Consider the following 19,176-nt stretch of genomic DNA (forward strand, 5'->3'; position numbering starts at 1 on the left):
TCACGACGATAGAACGACCCACCCCGAGCGACAAGGGGGACGGTGGTGAACGGGATCACATCACCGATTCGTAGGAGGCAAGTTGCCTGTTTTGGGGTGAACTTCGGGGCTCGGCGGGTTTTGGTGGTGCGTAGTCTGTGCGGCATGGACACCACCGGGAACCGCGTGACGCCTGGGGAGCGTCCTCGTCCCCGGTGCAGTACGGGTGAATGCGGAACCGACCACATCCGTACTTCGGGGGGACCGGAAACCAGCCGCCGTTCCAGGCGCGCACGGGTGCGCCTGCCCGAGGAGTAATCGTTCGATGAGCGAGCACCGTCGCAAACCGCCGCAGCCGCAGGGAGGCGGACGTGCCGCGGCCCGACGCGGCCAGTCCGGCCCGTCCTCCGGCCGCCGTGCGGCACCGCGAGGCGCCACCGGGTCTCCTGCCGACTCCTACGGGGCCCCTTCCCCCGGGGGGGAGCCTGCCGGCTCGGCAGGTGAGGAGCGACCCTACGGCGGCCGTGCCGAGGCCCGCCGTGCAGCGCAGAAGGGCGGCCGTCGCAGAACGGCCGACAACACAGGTCCTGGCGGCCGGCGCGGTGGACCGACCGAGCAGACCGGTCCGGGGCGCGGCAGGGGCCGTGCGACCACGGCACCGGGCAAGAAGAGGTTCATCGACTACCCCCGGGTCGGCAAGCACGGCTGGCGGCGCTGGGTGCCGTCCTGGAAGCTGGTCAGCGGGCTGTTCCTCGGCTTCGTCGGCAGCCTGGTGGTGATGGTCGGCGTCGGCTACGCGATGGTGGCGATCCCGAACGAGAACGACGCGGCCAAGTCCCAGAACAACGTTTACTACTGGGCCGACGGCAAGCAGATGGTGGCCACCGGCACCGGCATCAACCGGCAGAACGTCAGCATCGACCAGATCCCCGAGGCGATGCAGTTCGCGGTGATCTCCGCCGAGAACAAGTCCTTCTACAAGGACTCGGGCGTCGACCCCATGGGCATCGCGCGCGCGATGGTCAACATGGCGCGCGGCGGCCAGACGCAGGGTGGCTCGACGATCACCCAGCAGTACGTGAAGAACACGTACCTCAGCCAGGAGCAGTCGGTCACCCGGAAGTTCAAGGAGATGTTCATCTCCATCAAGGTGGGTGCCAAGCTCGACAAAGACCAGATCATGCAGGGCTACCTGAACACCTCGTACTTCGGCCGGGGCGCGTACGGCATCCAGGCCGCGGCGCAGACCTACTACGGCAAGAACGCGGTCGATCTCAAGCCGAGCGAGTGCGCCGTCCTCGCGGCGCTGCTCAAGGGTCCGACGTACTACGACCCCGCGGGCAACCAGGACCTCGACAAGTCGGCGAGCCCGCAGGCCAACGAGAAGCGCTCCAAGGACCGCTGGTCCTGGATCCTCGGCGAGATGCACAAGGACAAGCACCTCTCCGACGGCCAGTACCAGGAGGCCATCGCCAAGTACCCCAAGCCCGACGACCGCAAGGCGACCAAGGGCATGACCGGCCAGATCAGCTACCTGGCCGACACGGCGAAGAAGTACGTGCTCGCCCACTCCGACATCACCGAAGCGCAGTTCGACCGCGGCGGCTACCAGATCTACACGACCTTCAAGAAGAAGGACGTCGACGCCCTGGCCAAGGCCGTGAAGAACGTCCAGAAGGAGAAGCTCGACCCGAAGCACCGCGAGCTGGACAAGTACGTCCAGTTCGGAGCGGCGTCGGTCAAGCCCAGGGACGGTGCGATCGTCGCTCTCTACGGTGGCGACGGCTATGAGAACGGGCACTTCACCAACAACGCCGACACCTCCGGTGTCCCCGTGGGTTCGACCTGGAAGCCGTTCGTGCTCGCCGCCGCCATGGAGTACGGCAAGTACAACTCCCACGGCGAGGGCGTCTCCCCGCTGAGCAAGTACAACGGCAACGACCACCTCAAGGTCCAGAAGCCGGACGGGACGTACTACCTCAACAAGGACAACTCGACCTTCTTCCAGGAGAACGAGAGCGACTACCCCTGGGGCTACATCTCCCTGCGCAAGGCGATGGAGCAGTCCGTCAACACGCCGTTCGTGCAGCTCGGTGTCGATGTGGGCATGACGCACGTCCGGGACGTGGCCCGGCAGGCCGGCATCCTCGAGCAGAGCATGTCCCAGGACCTCAACCCGTCCTTCGCCATCGGTACGTCCACGCCGAGCGCGATCCGCATGGCTGACGCCTACGCGACCTTCGCCGCCTCCGGCCAGCAGACGGAGCCGTACTCCGTGACCGCGGTCAAGGTCAACGGTGCCGACGCGCCCAGCTTCGTCAAGCCGAAGCCGACGCCCAAGGAGGCGATGGACCCGAACATCGCCAACAACGTCACGGACGTCCTGGAGAACGTCATCCAGAACGGTACGGGCAAGAAGGCCCGGGCCCTCGGCCGTGCGGCGGCGGGCAAGACCGGTACCACCGACGAGAACAAGTCGGCCTGGTTCGTCGGCTACACCCAGCAGCTGTCCACCTCGGTGGCGATGTTCCGCGAGAACCCCAAGAACCACAAGCTGCTGTCCATGAACGGCACGGCGGGCGCGGACTCCATCCACGGTGGTGACATCCCGACGCAGGTGTGGACCGAGTACATGCTGGCCGCGCTCAAGGGCCAGAACGATCTCGGTTTCCCGAAGGCCACCGATATCGGCACGGTCCAGCACGAGGCCGGTGCCCCCTCCCCGACCCCGAGCGTGACCTTCACGCCGAGCCCGTCGCCGAGTGACACGCCGAGCCCGACACCGAGCAAGACGAGCCCCTCACCGTCTCCGTCGGTCAGCGAGTCCTGCACCTTCGGGTGGGGCAACGACTGCAACGACACCGGTGGCGGCATCGGAGGCACGGACACGGGTGGTACCGACGGAGGAACGGTTCCGACGCCCACGGGCACGGAGACGACCGGTACCGGGAACAGCCGAGGCAACGGCAACGGCAACAGCACTGGCACCGGAAACGGCACTGATGGAGGCTTCTTCGCAGGCCAGAACGGATAGCCCGGCGATCAGACCGCCTGGCGCCCCTCTCGTCCGCGAGAGCTGTTTCACGTGAAACATGGGCCGCCGCACCGACCAGGTGCGGCGGCCCTCGGCGTTTTCCGGGACAGGTACGGCAGGATGTGCCCCATGCCCAGTGCAGAGATGACGCCCGCGAGTAGGCACGAGCCCGAGCCCGTGCGGCCCGTCGCGGCAGAACCGGTGCAGCCGACCAGGGAGGACGAGGTCGCCGCCGCCGGCAGTGAGCTGATCGGCGGACCCCTGGGGCGGCGCGCCCTGCCCGGGACCTCCTGGTGGACCCCTGTCCGGGTCGTGGCACTCGTGGCGATCGGCATGTTCGCCCTCGGCCTGGTCCAGAAGGCACCCTGCTACGACGGCGCGTGGTTCTTCGGTGCGAGCAGCCAGTACACGCACGCCTGCTACTCGGACATCCCGCACCTCTACCAGGGGCGCGGGTTCGCCGATCACCTCGTGCCCTACTTCGACAAGCTGCCCGGTGACATGGACTACCTCGAATACCCGGTGCTCACCGGAGTGTTCATGGAGGTGGCCTCCTGGCTGACGCCGCACAGCGGCTCCATCCAGCATCAGGAGCAGTGGTACTGGTTCGTCAATGCCGGGCTGCTGATGGTGTGCGCCGCCGTCATCGCCGTGTGCGTGGCGCGCACCCAGCGCCGCCGCCCCTGGGACGGTCTGCTGGTCGCTTTGGCCCCCGCCTTCGCGCTGACCGCGACCGTCAACTGGGACCTGCTCGCCGTGGCGCTGACGGCCGCCGCGATGCTGATGTGGTCCCGGGGCCGGGCCCTCGCCTTCGGTGTCCTCCTGGGGCTCGCCACGGCTGCCAAGCTCTACCCGTTCCTGCTGCTCGGACCGCTGCTGGTCCTGTGCTGGCGGGCCGGCAAGTGGCGCGAGTTCTTCCAGGCCCTGGGCGGCGCGGTGGGTGCCTGGCTCGTGGTGAACCTGCCGGTGATGATCACGCACGACGCGACGGGCTTCCACATCCGCGAGGGCTGGGCGAAGTTCTACACCTTCAGCAAGGAGCGAGGGGTCGACTTCGGTTCCTTCTGGCTGATCTGGGCGCAGAACTCCAGCAACCCGCCCACCACCGGCTTCGTCAACAACGCCGCCACCGTCCTGGTGGTGCTGTGCTTCCTCGGCATCGCCGCGCTGACGTTCACCGCACCGCGCCGGCCCCGCTTCGCCCAGCTGGCGTTCCTGGTGGTGGCCGCCTTCGTCCTCACCAACAAGGTCTACTCCCCGCAGTACGTCCTGTGGCTGGTGCCGCTGGCGGTCCTCGCCCGGCCCAAGTGGCGGGACTTCTTGATCTGGCAGGCGTGCGAGGTGGCGTACTTCCTGGGGATCTGGATGTACCTCGCCTACACGACCAGCGGAGACGCCCACAAGGGTCTGCCGACGCACGGCTACCAGTGGGCGATCGTGGTGCACCTGGTGGGCACGCTGTACCTGTGTGCCGTGGTCGTGCGGGACATCCTCATGCCCGACCGGGACGTGGTGCGCCGTTCCGGTGACGACGACCCCTCCGGCGGTGTGCTCGACGGCGCCCCGGACGCGTTCGTCCTCGGTGCGACGGCCCATCCGCCACGGCACGCGGCCCACTTCGAGGGACCGCAGGTGGAGTGGGGCCGCGCGGAAACGCTGGCCCACCAGCAGCGTTCTCTCTGAGCGAACAGGCCGTACGGCTTTTCGGGCCGTCTGAGCGAACAGGCCGTACGGCTCGTCGGGCCGTCTGAGCGAACAGACCGTACGGCTCGTCGGTCCGGGGGGCCGGCCGACACGCAGAAGGCCGTGCCCGGAGCACCGGGCACGGCCTTCTCGCTGTCCTGGAAGGGCTCAGCGGTCCACGAGGCGGTCGAACTGGGTCGTGGTGTGCCGCAGATGGGCCACCAGTTCGTCACCGACCTTCGGCTCGGGGGCGTCCGAGGGCACGAACAGGATCGACACCTGCATGTGCGGCGGCTCGGCGAACCAGCGCTGCTTGCCGCCCCAGACGAACGGAGAAAGGTTCCGGTTGACGGTGGCGAGACCGGCCCGTGCGACGCCCTTGGCGCGCGGCATGACGCCGTGCAGGGCCTTGGGGGCCTCCAGGCCCACCCCGTGCGACGTACCGCCCGCCACGACCACCAGGAAGCCGTCCGAGGCCGCCTTCTGCTGCCGGTAGCCGAACCGGTCGCCCTTCGCCACGCGCGTGACGTCCAGGACGGCACCGCGGTACTCGGTGGCGTCGTGGTCCCCCAGCCACAGCCGCGTGCCGATGCGCGCACGGAAGCGGGTCTGCGGGAACTGCTGCTGGAGCCGGGCGAGCTCGTCGGCCTTGAGGTGGCTGACGAACATGGTGTGCAGCGGCAGCCGGTTCATGCGGAGCCGCTCCATCCAGCCGATGACCTCCTCGACGGCGTCCGAACCGTCGGTGCGGTCCAGCGGCAGATGGATGGCGAAGCCCTCCAGCCGGACGTTCTCTATGGCCTGGTGCAGCTGCGGCAGTTCCTGCTCGCTGATGCCGTGCCGCTTCATCGAGGACATCACCTCGATGACGACACGGGCGCCCACGAGGCCGTAGACGCCGTCGATGGACGACACCGAGCGCACCACCCGGTCGGGCAGCGGGACGGGCTCCTCGCCGCGCCGGTACGGGGTCAGCACCAGCAGGTCACCGCTGAACCAGTCCTTGATCCGCGCGGCTTCGTAGGTGGTGCCGACGGCGAGCAGGTCGGACCCGAGCCGCGTGGCCTCGTCCGACAGCCGTTCGTGTCCGAAGCCGTAGCCGTTGCCCTTGCAGACAGGGACGAGTCCCGGGAACTGCTCCTGCACGTGCTTGTGGTGCGCCCGCCAGCGCGCGGTGTCGACGTAGAGCGTGAGCGCCATGGCCGGACCTGGAACCTTTCTCCTGGCTGCGGTGGATCAGAGGTGGGTGAGCTGTGAAGGCTATGGAATCAAACGTCCGCGCGGCTCAGCGGCGCGACATGTAGATGTCGAGCGCCTTGTGGAGCAGCTTGTTCAGCGGGAAGTCCCATTCGCCGAGGTACTCGGCGGCCTGGCCGCCGGTGCCGACCTTGAACTGGATCAGGCCGAAGAGGTGGTCGGTCTCGTCCAGCGAGTCGGAGATGCCGCGCAGGTCGTAGACGGTGGCGCCGAGTGCGTAGGCGTCGCGCAGCATGCGCCACTGCATCGCGTTCGACGGCCGGACCTCGCGACCGATGTTGTCGGAGGCGCCGTAGGAGTACCAGACGTGGCCGCCGACGATCAGCATCGTCGCCGCGGAGAGGTTCACACCGTTGTGCCGGGCGAAGTACAGCCGCATGCGGTTGGGGTCCTCGGTGTTGAGGGCCGTCCACATGCGCTGGAAGTACGACAGCGGGCGGGGCCGGAAGTGGTCACGCACGGCCGTGATCTCGTACAGCCGCTGCCACTCGGCCAGGTCCTGGTAGCCGCCCTGGACGACCTCGACGCCGGCCTTCTCGGCCTTCTTGATGTTGCGCCGCCACAGCTGGTTGAAGTTCTTGTGGACCTCTTCCAGGGAACGGTTCGCCAGCGGCACCTGGTAGACGTAGCGGGGCTGCACGTCGCCGAAGCCGGCGCCGCCGTCCTCGCCCTGCTGCCAGCCCATGCGGCGCAGCTTGTCGGCCACCTCGAAGGCGCGGGGCTCGATGAAGTCGGCCTCCAGGTCACGCAGCCGCTTGACGTCCGGGTCCTGGATGCCTCTCTTGATCGTGTCCGCGTTCCAGCGGCGGATGATGACCGGGGGGCCCATCTTCACGGAGAAGGCGCCCTGCTGCTTCAGGTGCGCCAGCATCGGCTGGATCCAGTCGTCCAGGTTCGGCGCGTACCAGTTGATGACCGGCCCTTCGGGCAGGTAGGCGAGGTAACGCTTGATCTTGGGCAGCTGGCGGTAGAGAACCATGCCCGCGCCGACGAGCTCGCCGGTGCGGTCGTCGAACCAGCCCAGGCTCTCCGAGCGCCACTCCGCCTTCACATCTGCCCAGGCCGGGACCTGCATGTGGCTCGCCGACGGCAGGCTCTGGATGTATGCCAGATGCTGCTCGCGACTGATGGTCCTCAGGGTCAGGCTCATTCGGGGCGCTCCTCGGGCTGGTGTGTCCCCATGGGTACAGGGGCTCCGGCTCTCGCGCGAAGCCTACTGCGCCTGGCGGGCGCCCCGACTGGGCGTATGGGCGTCGGGCCCGGCGGAGTCAGCCGACGAGGCCGCCGAACAGTCCGCCGTGGGCCATGCCGATCAGGAAACCGACCCCGGCGGCACCGAGGCCCAGGATCAGGCCGAACCGCTCCCGTGTGGTCACCGAGATCCACTGGCCGTAGACGCCGACGGCCAGCCCGACCAGACCTGTCCACGACGTCAGCAGGTGGAGGCTGTGGAAGAAGGACGTGATGAAGGACAGGACGCCGAGAACCAGCGTGATCGCCATCAGGGCGTCCTGAAGCGGACGGGACTTGCCGTCCGTGGCGAAGAGGGAACCGGCGATGGTGGGATGCATTGCCTGTGCCATGGGCACCTCCTGCGGAAGGCGGCGGATAGTAGCGCCGTACACACCCGACGTATACAGAGTGACGGTCCCCCCGCCCGGATTTCAACCGGAAGCGGGTGTGCGGGTAGTCTGTACCGTCTGCACTGGTGTCTGCCCACGCCTGCCCAGGTAACACTGCGGGGCCTCTTCGAGGCCCCGATTGTCAGTGGCGGCCGATACCGTTGCGTACGCATCACGACCCTCCTGCCACGGAACGACCGTGGCCGCTGAGTCCAAAGGAGGTGGGTTCCACATGCGTCACTACGAAGTGATGGTCATCCTCGACCCCGATCTCGAGGAGCGCGCTGTCTCCCCGCTGATCGAGAACTTCATGACCGTCGTCCGTGACGGCGGCGGCAAGGTTGAGAAGGTCGACACCTGGGGCCGTCGTCGTCTCGCCTACGAGATCAAGAAGAAGCCCGAGGGCATCTACTCGGTCATCGACCTGCAGGCCGAGCCTGCGGTCGTCAAGGAGCTCGACCGCCAGATGAACCTGAACGAGTCGGTCCTCCGGACCAAGGTCCTCCGCCCCGAGACCCACTGAGCTCTTCCGCTCAGCTGATCTCGGGATCCGAGTAGCAGCACCAAGCAGCCAGCAGCAAACCCGCCGAGAGGTTCCCCCATGGCAGGCGAGACCGTCATCACGGTCATCGGCAATCTTGTCGACGACCCCGAGCTGCGCTTCACCCCGTCCGGTGCGGCGGTCGCGAAGTTCCGCGTCGCGTCCACTCCCCGCACCTTCGACCGCCAGACGAACGAGTGGAAGGACGGCGAGAGCCTGTTCCTGACCTGCTCGGTCTGGCGTCAGGCGGCGGAGAACGTCGCCGAGTCGCTCCAGCGAGGCATGCGCGTCATCGTGCAGGGCCGGCTGAAGCAGCGGTCCTACGAGGACCGTGAGGGCGTCAAGCGCACGGTCTACGAGCTGGACGTCGACGAAGTCGGCCCCAGCCTGCGCAACGCCACGGCGAAGGTCACCAAGACCGCCGGTGGCGGCCGTGGTGGCCAGGGTGGTTACGGCGGCGGTGGCGGCCAGGGTGGCGGCGGCTGGGGCGGTGGCCCCGGCGGCGGTCAGCAGGGCGGCGGCGCTCCCGCCGACGACCCGTGGGCGACCGGCGGTGCTCCCGCCGGTGGCAACCAGGGCGGTGGCGGCGGCTGGGGCGGAGGCTCCGGCGGCAGCAGCGGCGGCGGCTACTCGGACGAGCCCCCCTTCTAGGTCCTCGGGCCGAAGGTGGGCCGTACCCCAACTTCTTGATCACACAGGAGAAACACCATGGCGAAGCCGCCTGTGCGCAAGCCTAAGAAGAAGGTCTGCGCTTTCTGCAAGGACAAGGTCACGTACGTGGACTACAAGGACACGAACATGCTGCGGAAGTTCATTTCCGACCGCGGCAAGATCCGTGCCCGCCGCGTGACCGGCAACTGCACGCAGCACCAGCGTGACGTCGCCACGGCCGTCAAGAACAGCCGTGAGATGGCGCTGCTGCCCTACACCTCCACCGCGCGATAAGGGAAGGGTGACCGACACATGAAGATCATCCTCACCCACGAGGTCTCCGGCCTCGGTGCCGCGGGCGACGTCGTCGACGTCAAGGACGGTTACGCTCGCAACTACCTGATCCCGCGGAAGTTCGCTATCCGCTGGACCAAGGGTGGCGAGAAGGACGTCGAGCAGATCCGTCGTGCTCGCAAGATCCACGAGATCCAGACCATCGAGCAGGCCAACGTCGTGAAGGCCCAGCTCGAGGGCGTGAAGGTCCGTCTGGCCGTTCGCTCCGGCGACGCCGGTCGTCTCTTCGGTTCCGTGACCCCGGCCGACATCGCTTCCGCGATCAAGGCCTCCGGTGGCCCCGAGGTCGACAAGCGCCGCATCGAGCTGGCCGCTCCGATCAAGACCCTGGGCGCCCACGAGACGTCCGTGCGTCTGCACCCCGAGGTTGCCGCCAAGGTCAACATCGAGGTCGTCGCGGGCTGATCGCCGCGTGATCGCCGTGCTCGCTTGAGCCGGTGAAAGGGGCCGCACCCTCACGGGTGCGGCCCCTTTCACATGACCGGATGGTTCGGTGCGGCCTGTTTCACGTGAAACGGCCGGTGGAAGAGCGGGTGCGCACGGCCGGTGAGGCGCAGTGCGCGGTCAGCGGGTAGCGCCCGTCACGATCCAGCGGCCCGAGCGACTGCGCAGCCACAGCGTCAGCATGCGTACCGCCATCATCAGCGTCATCGCCGCCCAGAGCGCTGTCAGGCCACCTCCCAACGCGGGGACGAGCAGGGCCGCCGGGGTGAACACCGCCAGGGTGACGACCATGGCCCCGGCCAGGTACGGGCCGTCGCCCGCGCCCATCAGGACCCCGTCCAGGACATACACGATGCCGCAGACGGGTTGGGCGAGCGCCACCAGCAGCAAGGCCGGCAGTGCGGTGTCCTTGACCGTGGAGTCGCCGGTGAAGAGGGGCAGGAAGAGTGGTCGTGCGACCACCACGAGGAGGCCCAGCACGACACCGGACGCGATGCCCCACTGGATCATCCGGCGGCAGGCATCCCGTGCTCCGCGGACATCGCCGGCGCCGAGGTAGCGCCCGATGATGGCCTGTCCTGCGATCGCGATCGCGTCGAGCGCGAAGGCCAGCAGGCTCCACAGGGACAGGATGATCTGGTGCGCGGCGATGTCGGCGTCACCCAGACGTGCCGCGACCGCCGTCGCGATCATGAGAATGGCCCGCAGGGACAGGGTGCGGACCAGGAGGGGAACGCCGGCCTGGGCAGAGGCCCGGATACCGGCGGCGTCCGGCCGGAGCGAAGCGCCGTGCCGACGAGCCCCGCCCACGACCACCACGAGGTAGACGGCGGCCATGCCCCACTGCGCGATGACCGTTCCCCAGGCCGAACCGGCGATCCCGAGTCCGGCGCCGTAGACGAGCCCCGCGTTGAGTCCCGCGTTGGCGACGAAACCGCCGACGGCGACGAAGAGCGGGGTCCTGGTGTCCTGCAGGCCGCGCAGCACCCCGGTCGCGGCCAGGACGATGAGCATGGCCGGGATGCCCAGGGCTGAGATGCGCAGATAGGTGGTGGCGTAGGGGGCCGCGGTCGTGGAGGCGCCGAAGAGGTCCACGATGGCGGGGGCGAGCGGGAGGAAGGCGGCGATGACCGCGATGCCGAGCAGGAGCGCCAGCCAGATCCCGTCCATACCCTGGCGGATCGCCGCTCGAAGGTCGCCGGCGCCGACGCGGCGGGCCACGGCGGCCGTGGTGGCATAGGCGAGGAAGACGAAGACGCTCACGGCGGTGGTGAGGAGGGCCGACGCGACACCGAGGCCGGCGAGCTGGGCTGTGCCGAGATGGCCGACGATCGCACTGTCGGCCATGACGAAGAGAGGCTCGGCGACCAGCGCACCGAAGGCCGGGACGGCCAGCGCAACGATCTCTCGGTCGTGCCGTCGGCGGGTGGCCTCGGGTATCTCGGGTGCCTGTGTCATGAGCATCAATCTAATCGTCCACAGGTAAGCGATGCAACCGCTGATTGATCCTTACTTCTCGTCTTGGGTCGTGTCCTTTCGGGTACCGTTCGAAGCGATCTTGGCCCGACTGGGAAAGTTTTTCTTCTGCACAGCCGGTGGATCGGAAACGTGCAGGTCAAGGGATCGGTCGCAGTGAGAGCGAGGGCTTGTTCACAGGGCTGTCCACCGGGTCGTGCACAGGTTTCGCCGAGTTCTCCACAGCATCGGGGCGGTCGTCCACATGGCCTGTGGATAACCAGATTGGCTGACGGTGCCGACGGGCCTACCGTTGTCCGGCGCCCGCTCCTTCTCCCGGCCCGGTGCGTGTCCTTCGTCCGGCCCGGGAACCGTCATAAATCCGACGCGTCAGAACCGGAGTTGGGCCTCTTATTTGTCAGTGTCGTGCCGTACAAAAGAGGCCACGGCGAGGTCCGCCGTGCGGACGGGAGGAGGTGGCTCGGTGAGCATTTCCGAGCCCTTGGACGATCCGTGGGCCGACAGCGGGCCCAGTGATCGTCTGCCGGCTTCCCGTCGGCGCGGTGACGGCGGCCGGGGCCGTGACGAACAGCACGACCGGGGCCGGGACAGCGACAGCTGGGACGGCGGAGGCTCCTCCTTCGAGCGGGTGCCGCCTCAGGACCTGGACGCCGAGCAGTCCGTGCTGGGCGGCATGCTGCTGTCCAAGGACGCCATCGCCGACGTCGTCGAGATCCTCAAGGGCCACGACTTCTACAAGCCCGCGCACGAGACGATCTACCAGGCCATCCTGGACGTCTACGCCAAGGGCGAGCCGGCCGACCCCATCACGATCGCTGCCGAACTCACCAAACGCGGTGAGATCAACAAGGTCGGCGGCGCCGCGTATCTGCACACCCTCGTCCAGACCGTGCCGACGGCGGCCAACGCCGAGTACTACGCGGAGATCGTCCACGAACGGGCCGTCCTGCGCCGCCTGGTCGAGGCCGGCACACGTATCACGCAGATGGGATACGCGGCCGACGGAGACGTGGACGAGATCGTCAACCGTGCCCAGGCCGAGATCTACGCCGTCACCGAGCAGCGCACCAGCGAGGACTACCTCCCGCTCGGCGACATCATGGAAGGCGCCCTCGACGAGATCGAGGCGATCGGCTCCCGCAGTGGCGAGATGACGGGCGTGCCCACCGGCTTCACCGACTTCGACTCGCTGACGAACGGCCTCCACCCCGGGCAGATGATCGTCATCGCGGCGCGCCCCGCCATGGGTAAGTCCACCCTCGCACTGGACTTCGCGCGGGCCGCCTCGATCAAGAACAACCTCCCGAGCGTGATCTTCTCGCTCGAGATGGGCCGCAACGAGATCGCGATGCGTCTGCTGTCCGCCGAGGCACGCGTCGCCCTCCACCACATGCGGTCCGGCACGATGACCGACGAGGACTGGACGCGGCTCGCCCGCCGTATGCCGGACGTGTCGGCCGCGCCGCTGTACATCGACGACTCACCGAACCTGTCGATGATGGAGATCAGGGCCAAATGCCGGCGCCTGAAGCAGCGCAACGACCTGAAGCTGGTCGTCATCGACTACCTCCAGCTGATGCAGAACGGTGGTTCCAAGCGCGCCGAGAGCCGGCAGCAGGAGGTCTCGGACATGTCCCGTAACCTCAAGCTGCTCGCGAAGGAGCTGGAGATCCCGGTCATCGCGCTCTCCCAGCTGAACCGTGGTCCCGAGCAGCGCACCGACAAGAAGCCGATGGTCTCCGACCTGCGTGAGTCCGGCTCCATCGAGCAGGACGCCGACATGGTCATCCTGTTGCACCGCGAGGACGCCTACGAGAAGGAGTCACCGCGCGCGGGCGAGGCCGACCTGATCGTCGCCAAGCACCGAAACGGTCCCACCGCCACGATCACGGTCGCCTTCCAGGGCCACTACTCCCGTTTCGTGGACATGGCCCAGACCTGATCCGCCCGGCAGGCCCACGCGGCCACGGCAAATGGATTCGACGCCCGTCGTCGCAGCGGGTGGACTGTGCCCATGACGACAACTCAGGGACAGCTGCTCCCGGGCACCCGGCGTGCCCTTCTGCACCGGATCGCCGTGGCGCAGGCAGAAGGGCGGGCGCCGTCGCTGGTCGCCGCCGTGGTGCGGGACGGGCAGGCCGTGTGGCACGGGGCGCGGACCTCGGTGGACGGGCACGGACCGGATGAGACCGTGCAGTACCGGATCGGGTCCATCACCAAGACCTTCACCGCGGTCCTGGTGATGCGGCTGCGCGACGAGGGCCTGCTCGACCTCGCCGATCCGCTGGAGAAGCATCTGCCGGGTACCGGCGCGGGAGAGGCGACGATCGCCGACCTGCTCGCTCACACGGCCGGGCTGGCGGCCGAATCACCCGCCCCCTGGTGGGAGCGGACGCCCGGTTCGCTGCGGCCCGAGCTGAGCGATGTCCTGGGGGAGCAGCCGCTCATGCATCCCGTCGGCCGACGGCATCATTACTCGAACCCCGGCTACACCGTGCTCGGTGCCCTCGTGGAGGAACTGCGCGGCGCTCCGTGGGAGGAGGTGCTGCGTGAGGAGATCCTGGTACCTCTCGGTCTGCGGCGGACGAGCACGATGCCTCAGCCCCCGCACGCGAGTGGCTGGGCCGTGCACCCGTGGGCCGATGCGATGCTGCCCGAGCCGATGGAGGACCTGGGCCTGATGGCGGCGGCGGGCCAGCTCTGGTCGACCACGGGGGACCTGGCGCGGTTCGCCGTGTTCCTGGCCCGGGGAGACGACCGGGTCCTGAGCGCGCGTTCGGTGCAGGAGATGCGCACTCCGGCTGCGCCGGCCGAAGCCGCGGACGTGGTGGACGGGGTCACCTACGGCCTGGGCATGCAGCTCCAGCGCCGTGACGGCCGGCTGCTCGTCGGGCACTCCGGTTCACTGCCGGGCTTTCTGGCGAACCTCACCATCAGTGTGGAGGACGACGTGGCCGCGGTGGTGCTCGCCAACTGCACCAGCGGACCGCTGCTGGGTGCCGTCGGAGCGGACCTCGTCCGGATCGTCGCCGAGGCGGAGCCGCGTATCCCCGAGCCGTGGCGGCCTCTGCGTGAAGTCGATCCGGGGGTTCTGGAACTCGTGGGGCAGTGGTACTGGGGCACCTATGCCTTCGGTCTGCGTGCGGGGGCCGACGGCCTTCTCACGCTGGCACCGCTGAACGGCGGTGGCCGCAGGGCCCGCTTCCGTGCGGACGGGGAGGGCACCTGGACCGGCCTGGAGGGTTACTACGCCGGCGAGGTGCTGCGCCCGGTACGACGTCCGGACGGGGCCGTGAGCCATCTCGACCTGGGCTCGTTCGTGTTCACCCGGCAGCCGTACGACCCTGGTGCTCCGGTTCCCGGTGGCGTGGACCCCGAGGGATGGCGGGGGATCGGCTAGCCCTGAGCCGCCCAAGGGGCGAGTTTCACGTGAAACACCCTGCGCCCGCCCCTTGCGGCTTCAGCGTTCCGGCCGCCCGGCAGAGGCCCCGGCGCGGCCCTCTCCGCGCCGTCGTAGCGGGGATCTCCCCCGCCTCTCCGGGCCCCGGTCACAGGCGGGGGATGACGTCGTCAGGTCACGTCAGAGGTGCTGCTTGAAGCCCTCGTGCGAGGCCGTGAAGCCCAGCCGCTCGTAGAAACGGTGGGCATCGACGCGTGCCTTGTCGGAGGTGAGCTGCACCATCCGACAGCCGAGCCGGCGGGAGGTGTCGATCGCCCACTCGATCAGCCGGCCGCCCAGTCCGCTGCCCCGCTCGTCCGCGTGGATACGCACGGCCTCGATGAGTGCGCGCGTGGCTCCCTTGTGCGAGAGCCCGGGAATGATCGTGAGTTGCAGCGTCCCGATCACCCGGCCCTCCCGCACGGCGACGACGACATGCTGGTTCGGGTCGTCCGCGAGACGTTCCAGTGCGGTCCGGTACGGAGTCAGATCGTCGGGTGACTCGCGCTGGGCACCGAGCGGATCGTCGGCGAGCATCGCCACGATCGCCGGAAGGTCGTCGGTGGTCGCGGCGCGTATGTCGATATCTCCCATACGGGCACCCTATGTGGGGACGCTCAGCGACTCCACCACCCGGACCAGTGGGGCCAGTTCGGGGTTCTTGGCGGCACCGTCCAGGGCCTCGCGGAGTGCGGCGTCGTTGGTGGGCCGCGCCTCCTCCAGCAGACGCAGGCCGGCCGCGGTGACGTCGGTGTAGATGCCGCGCCGGTCGGTGGGGCACAGGTAGCGCTCCAGCAGCCCGCGGTCCTCCAGTCGGGTCACCAGACGCGTGGTGGCGCTCTGGCTGAGCACCACGGCGTCGGCCACCTGCTTCATCTGCAGATGTCCGCCCTCGCCGGCGTGCTGCCTGCTGAGCACGTCGAGCAAGGAGTACTCGCGCACGCTCAGGTCGTGCTCGGCCTGCAGGGCGCGCTCGATGTGCGCCTCGATCCGGCCGTGCAGCGCAGAAAGGGCGCACCAGCCCTGGGCTAGGGCGGTGAGCGCAGGGTCCGTCGCTGTCATTGGCGTTGTCCTCCGTCCCGGAGCAGCTGCACGACAAGCGTAGAGCACCCCCGCAATAGTCGTCGCTTGCAAGTAGCCCGCGTCTGCAACTATTGTGAACGAACGCAAAGCGCTCCTGCAATCGTTTGGGAAGGTGTACCCCCTCATGCCTCTCGCGCTTCTGGCCCTCGCGATCGGGGCCTTCGGAATCGGAACCACCGAGTTCGTGATCATGGGTTTGCTGCCCGAGGTCGCGGGTGACTTCGGGGTCTCCATCCCCACGGCCGGCCTGCTCGTGACGGGCTACGCGCTCGGCGTGGTCATCGGTGCCCCGCTGATGACCGTTCTCGGCACCAAGGTCCCGCGCAAGCGGATGCTGATGCTGCTGATGGGCCTGTTCATCGCCGGAAACCTGCTCTCCGCCGTGGCCCCCGCATTCGGGATCATGCTGATCGGACGGGTGATCGCCTCGCTCGCCCACGGCGCCTTCTTCGGCATCGGCTCGGTCGTCGCGGCCGAACTGGTCGCACCGGACAAGAAGGCCGGCGCCATCGCCATGATGTTCACCGGTCTGACCGTCGCCAACGTCGTCGGCGTCCCGCTGGGCACGCTCATCGGACAGAGCGTCGGGTGGCGCGTCACCTTCGCCATCGTCGCCGGGCTCGGCGTGGTCGGTCTCGCCGGCATCGCCAAGCTCGTTCCCGACCTGCCGCGTCCGGAAGGCGTACACCTGCGGCACGAGCTGGCAGCCTTCAAGAACGCCCAGGTCCTGCTGGCCATGGCGATGACCGTCCTCGGCTTCGGCGGCGTGTTCGCAGCCATCACCTACATCGCGCCGATGATGACCCACATCGCCGGTTTCGCCGACGGCTCGGTCACCTGGCTGCTGGTCCTGTTCGGCCTCGGCATGGTCGGTGGCAACCTCGTCGGCGGCAAGTTCGCCGACCGTGCCCTGATGCCCATGCTGTACGTCTCGCTGGGTGCCCTGGCCGTCGTTCTGGCGCTCTTCACCCTCACCGCCCACAACAAGATCGCCGCTGCCGTGACGATCATGCTGATCGGTGCCTTGGGCTTCGCCACCGTGCCGCCCCTGCAGAAGCGCGTCCTGGACCAGGCCCATGGCGCCCCGACGCTCGCCTCCGCCGTCAACATCGGTGCCTTCAACCTGGGCAACGCGCTGTCCGCCTGGCTCGGCGGCATGGTGATCGCGGCCGGTTTCGGCTACACGGCGCCCAACTGGGTCGGTGCCGCCCTCGCCGCCGCCGCCCTGGTCCTCGCCGTCCTCTCCGCCGCACTGGAGCGTCGCGACCGGACGCAGAAGACCGCGGCCGCCTCCGGGGCGCCGGCCGGGCAGCGGACGCCCGTCCACCACTGAGCCGGCCGCCCCGCGGGCCCGTCCATCCCTGGGCCGGCCGCCCCGCGGACGCCCTCACCCACCCCAGACGTCCGTGCCGGGGGTCTGCTCCGGCACGGCAAGCACCCCTACAGCACCACCGAGGAGACACCTCCATGAGCACCACCGCCGTCACCCCGATCACCACCGAGGACGCCGAACTGCTCGTCGCGACGGCCCGCCGGGCAGCCGAGGAGGCCGGAGTCACCGTCAGCGTCACCGTCCTCGACGCCGGCGGTCACCTGCTCGCCTTCCGCCGGGACGACCGGGCCGTGCTGATCTCCGGCGAGACCAGCACCCGCAAGGCCTACACGGCGCTCCAGCTGAACACGCCCACGGCCGACCTCGTCGACGCCGTCCAGCCCGGCGGTCTCTTCCACACGCTGCCCACCGCCCTCGACCGGCCCCTGCTGTTCATCGCGGGCGGTGTCCCCGTCCACCGGGACGGCCGGCTCATCGGCGCGATCGGTGTCGGCGGCGGCGCGCCGGAGCAGGACCATGGCTTCGCCACCGCGGCCGTGAAGGCACTCGCCTGAGCCCGCGGCCGGACTGAACGGGCGTCGGCCCCGCCGCTTCGAGCGGCGGGGCCGACGTGCGTCGTAGGAAGCTCAGCCGGCGGCGACCGTCAGGGGCGCGAACCGACGGGTCCAGTCTCCCGGAAGCTCCGGGATGCCGTAGGTCATCACCGCGTTGAAGGCCACCGAGTTCAGTCCCCGCTCCTTGGCCCAGGCCAGCAGCTCCTCGTGCCGTACGTCGATGTCGGTACGCAGGGGCCGCTCCGTACGGGCCGCCAGCGAGGCGATGAGGGCCTTGGCGGTCTCCGTGTCCCGGGCGATCAGCGGGCCGACGACATGCGTGTCCATGTTGGGCCATGCGGCCGTGTAGCCGATGAGCCGGCCGTCCTCCTCGGCCACCCGCAACTGATCGGCGAAAGCGGGCAGCCGGGTGATGAGAGGCGTGCGATCGGTACCGAACACCTCTTCGTCGAGGCGCAGGATCGTGGGGAGGTCTTCCGCGGTGGCGGCGCGCGTGACGATCCCGGTGTCCGGACCACCGGGACTGAAGCGGCCCATGAGCATCTCCACCCGGCCCACGGCCTTGAAGCCGAGCTCCTCATAGAGGGGGCGGCCATGAGGGGTGGCGTGCAGCGTGAGCGGAGTGGTCCCCATGCTCGACACGACGTGCCGCATCAGACGGCGTCCGACCCCGAGGCGGGCATGGCGCCCGGCGACCAGCACCATGCCGACGGCGCCGAGATCCGGCCGCCCCCATCCGCCGTACTCGGTGACCACGCACGCGGCGACGAGGCCGCCGCCGGGGTCGTCGATGCCGAATCCCTTCCCGGCTGTGAGGAGGAAGCCCCACTTGTGCTCTTCGCGTGGCCACCCCCGGTCTTCGGACAGGTCGGCGCAGGCGCTCAGATCGCGAAGCGTCAGACGACGGATGGGCAGAGTGGCGAGGGAAGGAGTTGGCACGCAGGTCAGGCTGTCCGACCGGCCCCCTTGCCGTCCACCCGTTTCGAGACGGACGTACGTCCTTTTGGCCATCTCGTGGCCATGCGTACAGGTCGCGGATACCGGCCCTGTTTCACGTGAAACAACGGCGGCCGACTAGCCTTCCCCGTCATGGCCAGACTTCATCTCTTCGATCTTGACGGCACCTTGCTGCACGGGACCACGGCACCGGTGGAGATTTCCCGCCAGCTGGGCCTGGAGGCCGAGACGGTGGCGTTGGACCAGGCGATCGCGGAGGGGCGCATCAGCCCGTCGGAGTACGCGGCGCAGGTGTACGACCTGTGGGCCGATCTGACCGAGGCACATGTGCGGGCCGCGTTCGAGGCGGCGCCCTGGCTGGCCCGGATCCGTGAGGTCTGGGCGGAGATCAGAAGCGCGGGCGACTACTGCGCGGTGGTGTCTCTCTCGCCCTCCTTCTTCGTGGAACGCCTCCTGGGCTGGGGTGCCCACGCTGCCCATGGCTCCCTCTTCCCGGCCGTGCCGTTCACCCAGCCCGTCGACCCGTCCGGAGCGCTCAACGCCGCGGCCAAGGTGACCATTGCACAGCGGCTCTGCGAGGAGTTCGGCGTGGCTCGAGCGGACTGCGTGGCCTACGGCGACTCCTCGTCGGACAGGGATCTGTTCGCTGCCGTACCGGTTTCCGTGGCGGTCAACGCCGATGCCCACCTGACCGGCCTCGCGACTCATTCCTACACAGGGCAGGACCTGTGGGATGCCTATGCGTTGGTCGGCCCCGCACGGTAGCCGA

At 68.8% G+C, this 19,176-nt stretch carries 18 protein-coding genes; 11 read left to right on the forward strand and 7 right to left on the reverse strand.

Annotated features, from left to right (window positions below; translation table 11 throughout):
* Positions 1-697: 697 nt before the first annotated feature.
* The gene (locus tag GT045_RS38365) at positions 698-3,013 is read left to right on the forward strand and encodes a transglycosylase domain-containing protein (RefSeq protein WP_161337028.1); all 2,316 of its coding nucleotides are present in this window, start codon (positions 698-700) and stop codon (positions 3,011-3,013) included.
* A 129-nt stretch (positions 3,014-3,142) separates the two neighbouring features.
* On the forward strand, positions 3,143-4,696 hold the full coding sequence (locus GT045_RS38370) for a glycosyltransferase 87 family protein (protein WP_202529499.1): 1,554 nt from the start codon (positions 3,143-3,145) through the stop codon (positions 4,694-4,696).
* A 168-nt stretch (positions 4,697-4,864) separates the two neighbouring features.
* Here GT045_RS38370 and GT045_RS38375 read toward each other — a convergent pair whose 3' ends face one another.
* The 3 genes from GT045_RS38375 to GT045_RS38385 form a co-directional block, all read right to left on the reverse strand.
* Positions 4,865-5,896 (reverse strand): alanine racemase, encoded by a 1,032-nt coding sequence (locus GT045_RS38375; protein ID WP_161295267.1) that lies wholly within the window; start codon positions 5,894-5,896, stop codon positions 4,865-4,867.
* 85 nt (positions 5,897-5,981) lie between these two features.
* Entirely contained in the window at positions 5,982-7,103 is a 1,122-nt protein-coding gene (gene femX, locus GT045_RS38380; RefSeq protein ID WP_161295265.1) for a peptidoglycan bridge formation glycyltransferase FemX, read from the reverse strand.
* A 118-nt stretch (positions 7,104-7,221) separates the two neighbouring features.
* A complete protein-coding gene (locus GT045_RS38385; protein ID WP_161295263.1) occupies positions 7,222-7,536 on the reverse strand; it encodes a hypothetical protein in 315 nt (104 codons plus the stop codon).
* A gap of 271 nt (positions 7,537-7,807) precedes the next feature.
* Between GT045_RS38385 and rpsF the strand changes: the two genes are divergently transcribed.
* From rpsF to rplI, 4 genes are all read left to right on the forward strand, one after another.
* Positions 7,808-8,098, forward strand: coding sequence for a 30S ribosomal protein S6 (gene rpsF / locus GT045_RS38390; RefSeq protein WP_161295261.1), 291 nt, complete (start codon positions 7,808-7,810; stop codon positions 8,096-8,098).
* Between the two features lie 78 nt (positions 8,099-8,176).
* The gene (locus GT045_RS38395) at positions 8,177-8,767 is read left to right on the forward strand and encodes a single-stranded DNA-binding protein (protein ID WP_161295259.1); all 591 of its coding nucleotides are present in this window, start codon (positions 8,177-8,179) and stop codon (positions 8,765-8,767) included.
* 57 nt (positions 8,768-8,824) lie between these two features.
* Positions 8,825-9,061, forward strand: coding sequence for a 30S ribosomal protein S18 (gene rpsR / locus GT045_RS38400; RefSeq protein ID WP_003949403.1), 237 nt, complete (start codon positions 8,825-8,827; stop codon positions 9,059-9,061).
* An 18-nt stretch (positions 9,062-9,079) separates the two neighbouring features.
* The gene (rplI, locus tag GT045_RS38405) at positions 9,080-9,526 is read left to right on the forward strand and encodes a 50S ribosomal protein L9 (RefSeq protein WP_161295257.1); all 447 of its coding nucleotides are present in this window, start codon (positions 9,080-9,082) and stop codon (positions 9,524-9,526) included.
* A gap of 159 nt (positions 9,527-9,685) precedes the next feature.
* On the opposite strand, the gene GT045_RS38410 is transcribed toward rplI, so the two are convergent.
* Positions 9,686-11,023 carry an MATE family efflux transporter gene (locus GT045_RS38410; RefSeq protein ID WP_161337030.1) on the reverse strand — a complete coding sequence of 446 codons (1,338 nt, stop codon included), beginning with the start codon at positions 11,021-11,023 and terminating at the stop codon, positions 9,686-9,688.
* Positions 11,024-11,504: 481 nt separating this feature from the next.
* Here GT045_RS38410 and dnaB point away from each other — a divergent pair, with 481 nt between their 5' ends.
* A complete protein-coding gene (gene dnaB / locus GT045_RS38415; RefSeq protein ID WP_161295253.1) occupies positions 11,505-12,983 on the forward strand; it encodes a replicative DNA helicase in 1,479 nt (492 codons plus the stop codon).
* A gap of 72 nt (positions 12,984-13,055) precedes the next feature.
* Entirely contained in the window at positions 13,056-14,441 is a 1,386-nt protein-coding gene (locus GT045_RS38420) for a serine hydrolase domain-containing protein (protein ID WP_161337031.1), read from the forward strand.
* A 180-nt stretch (positions 14,442-14,621) separates the two neighbouring features.
* Here the strand turns inward: GT045_RS38420 and GT045_RS38425 are convergent, their stop codons facing one another.
* Positions 14,622-15,074: a GNAT family N-acetyltransferase gene (locus GT045_RS38425; protein ID WP_161295249.1), complete on the reverse strand. Its 453-nt coding sequence runs from the start codon at positions 15,072-15,074 to the stop codon at positions 14,622-14,624.
* Between the two features lie 9 nt (positions 15,075-15,083).
* On the reverse strand, positions 15,084-15,542 hold the full coding sequence (locus tag GT045_RS38430; protein ID WP_161295247.1) for a MarR family transcriptional regulator: 459 nt from the start codon (positions 15,540-15,542) through the stop codon (positions 15,084-15,086).
* Between the two features lie 145 nt (positions 15,543-15,687).
* On the opposite strand from GT045_RS38430, the gene GT045_RS38435 reads away from it, so the two are divergent.
* Positions 15,688-16,896 (forward strand): MFS transporter, encoded by a 1,209-nt coding sequence (locus tag GT045_RS38435; RefSeq protein WP_161337032.1) that lies wholly within the window; start codon positions 15,688-15,690, stop codon positions 16,894-16,896.
* 134 nt (positions 16,897-17,030) lie between these two features.
* Positions 17,031-17,450 carry a heme-binding protein gene (locus GT045_RS38440; protein ID WP_161295243.1) on the forward strand — a complete coding sequence of 140 codons (420 nt, stop codon included), beginning with the start codon at positions 17,031-17,033 and terminating at the stop codon, positions 17,448-17,450.
* Positions 17,451-17,522: 72 nt separating this feature from the next.
* Here the strand turns inward: GT045_RS38440 and GT045_RS38445 are convergent, their stop codons facing one another.
* Positions 17,523-18,389: a GNAT family N-acetyltransferase gene (locus GT045_RS38445; RefSeq protein WP_161337033.1), complete on the reverse strand. Its 867-nt coding sequence runs from the start codon at positions 18,387-18,389 to the stop codon at positions 17,523-17,525.
* A 150-nt stretch (positions 18,390-18,539) separates the two neighbouring features.
* Here GT045_RS38445 and GT045_RS38450 point away from each other — a divergent pair, with 150 nt between their 5' ends.
* A complete protein-coding gene (locus GT045_RS38450) occupies positions 18,540-19,172 on the forward strand; it encodes an HAD-IB family phosphatase (RefSeq protein ID WP_161295239.1) in 633 nt (210 codons plus the stop codon).
* Positions 19,173-19,176: the final 4 nt, after the last annotated feature.

Origin of the sequence: Streptomyces sp. SID486, assembly GCF_009865385.1 — a bacterium.
Taxonomy (GTDB): domain Bacteria; phylum Actinomycetota; class Actinomycetes; order Streptomycetales; family Streptomycetaceae; genus Streptomyces.

What these genes read in the sequence shown, in the direction of transcription:
- GT045_RS38370 (WP_202529499.1), top strand. Translation starts at nt 3,143, where the DNA reads ATGCCCAGTGCAGAGATGACGCCCGCGAGTAGGCACGAGCCCGAGCCC.
- GT045_RS38375 (WP_161295267.1), bottom strand. Translation starts at nt 5,896, where the DNA reads ATGGCGCTCACGCTCTACGTCGACACCGCGCGCTGGCGGGCGCACCAC.
- femX (WP_161295265.1), bottom strand. Translation starts at nt 7,103, where the DNA reads ATGAGCCTGACCCTGAGGACCATCAGTCGCGAGCAGCATCTGGCATAC.
- GT045_RS38385 (WP_161295263.1), bottom strand. Translation starts at nt 7,536, where the DNA reads ATGGCACAGGCAATGCATCCCACCATCGCCGGTTCCCTCTTCGCCACG.
- rpsF (WP_161295261.1), top strand. Translation starts at nt 7,808, where the DNA reads ATGCGTCACTACGAAGTGATGGTCATCCTCGACCCCGATCTCGAGGAG.
- GT045_RS38395 (WP_161295259.1), top strand. Translation starts at nt 8,177, where the DNA reads ATGGCAGGCGAGACCGTCATCACGGTCATCGGCAATCTTGTCGACGAC.
- rpsR (WP_003949403.1), top strand. Translation starts at nt 8,825, where the DNA reads ATGGCGAAGCCGCCTGTGCGCAAGCCTAAGAAGAAGGTCTGCGCTTTC.
- rplI (WP_161295257.1), top strand. Translation starts at nt 9,080, where the DNA reads ATGAAGATCATCCTCACCCACGAGGTCTCCGGCCTCGGTGCCGCGGGC.
- GT045_RS38410 (WP_161337030.1), bottom strand. Translation starts at nt 11,023, where the DNA reads ATGACACAGGCACCCGAGATACCCGAGGCCACCCGCCGACGGCACGAC.
- GT045_RS38420 (WP_161337031.1), top strand. Translation starts at nt 13,056, where the DNA reads ATGACGACAACTCAGGGACAGCTGCTCCCGGGCACCCGGCGTGCCCTT.
- GT045_RS38425 (WP_161295249.1), bottom strand. Translation starts at nt 15,074, where the DNA reads ATGGGAGATATCGACATACGCGCCGCGACCACCGACGACCTTCCGGCG.
- GT045_RS38430 (WP_161295247.1), bottom strand. Translation starts at nt 15,542, where the DNA reads ATGACAGCGACGGACCCTGCGCTCACCGCCCTAGCCCAGGGCTGGTGC.
- GT045_RS38435 (WP_161337032.1), top strand. Translation starts at nt 15,688, where the DNA reads ATGCCTCTCGCGCTTCTGGCCCTCGCGATCGGGGCCTTCGGAATCGGA.
- GT045_RS38440 (WP_161295243.1), top strand. Translation starts at nt 17,031, where the DNA reads ATGAGCACCACCGCCGTCACCCCGATCACCACCGAGGACGCCGAACTG.
- GT045_RS38450 (WP_161295239.1), top strand. Translation starts at nt 18,540, where the DNA reads ATGGCCAGACTTCATCTCTTCGATCTTGACGGCACCTTGCTGCACGGG.